Source organism: Hymenobacter sp. H14-R3 (assembly GCF_030063445.1).
Classification (GTDB): domain Bacteria; phylum Bacteroidota; class Bacteroidia; order Cytophagales; family Hymenobacteraceae; genus Hymenobacter.
Map to the genome: position 1 here is coordinate 1 of NZ_JASITD010000064.1, position 2,300 is coordinate 2,300.

At 58.2% G+C, this 2,300-nt stretch carries 5 protein-coding genes; 1 reads left to right on the forward strand and 4 read right to left on the reverse strand.

Going from position 1 to position 2,300, the window contains the following annotated elements:
* The 3 genes from QMK33_RS23240 to QMK33_RS23250 form a co-directional block, all read right to left on the reverse strand.
* A partial coding sequence (locus QMK33_RS23240) for a hypothetical protein (RefSeq protein ID WP_283567017.1) occupies positions 1 to 468 on the reverse strand: 468 nt, incomplete at its 3' end.
* Between the two features lie 88 nt (positions 469 to 556).
* The gene (locus QMK33_RS23245; RefSeq protein WP_283567018.1) at positions 557 to 862 is read right to left on the reverse strand and encodes a hypothetical protein; all 306 of its coding nucleotides are present in this window, start codon (positions 860 to 862) and stop codon (positions 557 to 559) included.
* A complete protein-coding gene (locus tag QMK33_RS23250) occupies positions 859 to 1,290 on the reverse strand; it encodes a hypothetical protein (RefSeq protein WP_283567019.1) in 432 nt (143 codons plus the stop codon). The genes QMK33_RS23245 and QMK33_RS23250 overlap by 4 nt, the downstream gene beginning before the upstream one ends.
* A 253-nt stretch (positions 1,291 to 1,543) precedes the next feature.
* On the opposite strand from QMK33_RS23250, the gene QMK33_RS23255 reads away from it, so the two are divergent.
* Entirely contained in the window at positions 1,544 to 1,711 is a 168-nt protein-coding gene (locus QMK33_RS23255) for a hypothetical protein (protein WP_283567020.1), read from the forward strand.
* Between the two features lie 376 nt (positions 1,712 to 2,087).
* On the opposite strand, the gene QMK33_RS23260 is transcribed toward QMK33_RS23255, so the two are convergent.
* Positions 2,088 to 2,300: hypothetical protein (locus tag QMK33_RS23260; RefSeq protein WP_283567021.1), on the reverse strand; the 213-nt coding region annotated here is incomplete at its 5' end.

Consider the following 2,300-nt stretch of genomic DNA (forward strand, 5'->3'; position numbering starts at 1 on the left):
CGGTAGCCCCGGGCCCCCGGGCACGTCCCAGCGCCAGGCCTGGATACGCTGCTGGGCCACCAGCGGCGGCCGCGTCAACCGGCGCAGCAGCGCCATTAAGCGGGGGCCGCAGGACCTAGTGCCGGCCTCCAGTTCGGGCAACAGCCAGACGACCAGCTCGCTGCTGTGCAGCACGTACTGGGTCAGATCGCGGGTGGCCGGGTCCAGGATAGGCGGGTCCAGCCCGGCAAACCCGACACTGGTCGCTACGTGGTGCACGAATTGCTGTAGCTCCACTGGGTCCAGCGATACCTGGCCCGCCGTGTACCACAACTCGGGGCTGAATTCGTCCAGAGCTCGGGTTAGGGTACGTTCGGAAAGGGTCGGAAAATGGTGGGCCAACCGGAGTTGCAGGTAGTGCAGCACCTGGGTGCGCTGGGCGCTGGTGGCCTGCTGATAAGGTAAAGACAAGGTGGTGGAGAAGAACATGCGCCGGAAAGGGTAAGAAGTGAAGAGGCACGCGGGGGCCAGCCGCTGGGTAACCAGCCGCCGGAATCTAGCCGGGGTTCGGGCGTCGTTAGGGCAGCGGTGGGCCGGCGGCCGGGGCGGGGCGCTCGCGCAGTTGTGCCTCTTCCACCCAGGTAAGTAGGAGTTGCTGCACCTCGACCTGCAGGGCCTGCCGGCGCTTGTGCAGCTCTTCCCGCAGCGAATCCGTAAAGGGTTCCCCCGTGGCGGAAACGAGGGTAACCGTCACCTGCCGGTTATGCGCGTGGAGCGTGACAGCGGTCAGCCCGGTGAGCTCCAGCTCGGCGAGTTGACGCAGTTGACGCTTGGCCTGCTTCTGGGCGCGGCGCAGCAGTTGGAGGTCGCGGCGGTAGCTCATCGGACGGGCTGGCTAAGTAGTTCAGCAAACGTCAGCGCGTCGGCTGGTTGAAAGCGCGCGGCGGCCCGGCGGTCAAACGTGCCGGCCCGGCGGTCGGACCGGTCGGGGAAGCAAGTACCGAGTACCCAGTTCGGGGTGGGTCGACACAGGCGAGTGCGGTAGCTGCGGAAGCTATCGGAACACAACTGGCGCAGCGTGGCATCTGTGGCGAGGTCGCGGCGCTGGCGGGCAGCTTCGGCTTGGCGATGGGCGATTTCGGCCAGGACGTTTGCGCCCCAACGAGTTAGCCGGGCAATATCTTCGCTTTCGTGGACGAAGTGATGGGCCCGCAGTTGTTCCGCTGCGCTGAAAAGGGGGTTGCCGATGAGGGGCGATAGGACGTGCTGGCGCAGCTCGCCTAGAGAGGTGGGGAGTATGCTAAGAAGCATACTCGTCCCAGTTACATGGTTTGCCATGTATTTTTGAAGTAAGGTTTGCAAGAACCCAACCGTAGTGCCTGCTACAAACAGGTGTTATACCGGAGGTCAGTCGTTTCCAGCGACTGGCCTCTTTTACTTTTACTACGAATTAGGCTGTTCGACTTGAACAGCACAAATGTACTAGTATACTTGATAAAACCAAGTAAAATTCTTGATTTTACCGAATTTTTGTCAAGATTTTTACTTGATGTATATTTGCGCCATGAGCAGTAATGATGAAAAGCGCATACGCAAGCCTCAAATTGGGATCGAGGTTGAGGCCGATGAAAAAGCGTTATTCCAGAAAGTAGCAAAAGCCCGTCGCCTTACCCTATCCGCTCTCACCCGCTTATTGTTACTTGATGAAGCGAGCCGCCTGGGTATTTCTTAGTGTACTTCACCGCACATAGAAAAGCCTAGCCGACAGGCTTACCCTCATTCAAAGTTCGAAAGCGCAAGCCGAAAAGTCGACGCTCTTTTTAGCTTATTGAAGTTTACTTAAGGGGCCCTTATTGGATGGTTTTAACGAGGACGTTTCCAGCACGTGAAGGCACTTTTTTTGGGCCTTTCTGGCTGACCCTTATTGGAGGTCTTGTTTCAACCCGTCTTCACGTCGGAATAGCTCACGAGCGATTTGCGCTGCCGTACTTGCGTCGTTATCCGATAGTTTCAATCCGTCTTCACGTCGGAATAGCTCACGAGCCGGCATAGAACATTTTGGGCTTGCTCTGCTTGCCAGTTTCAATCCGTCTTCACGTCGGAATAGCTCACGAGCGCTCGTCCTGGTCGGTAATACCCAGCCGGTTATAGAGTTTCAATCCGTCTTCACGTCGGAATAGCTCACGAGCGGTGAGCGGCTGGCCGCTGTTGAACTTGTCGGCAATGGCAGGTTTCAATCCGTCTTCACGTCGGAATAGCTCACGAGCGCTGCTGATGCCCTGGCCCGCCTCACCGACTACGGGTTTCAATCCGTCTTCACG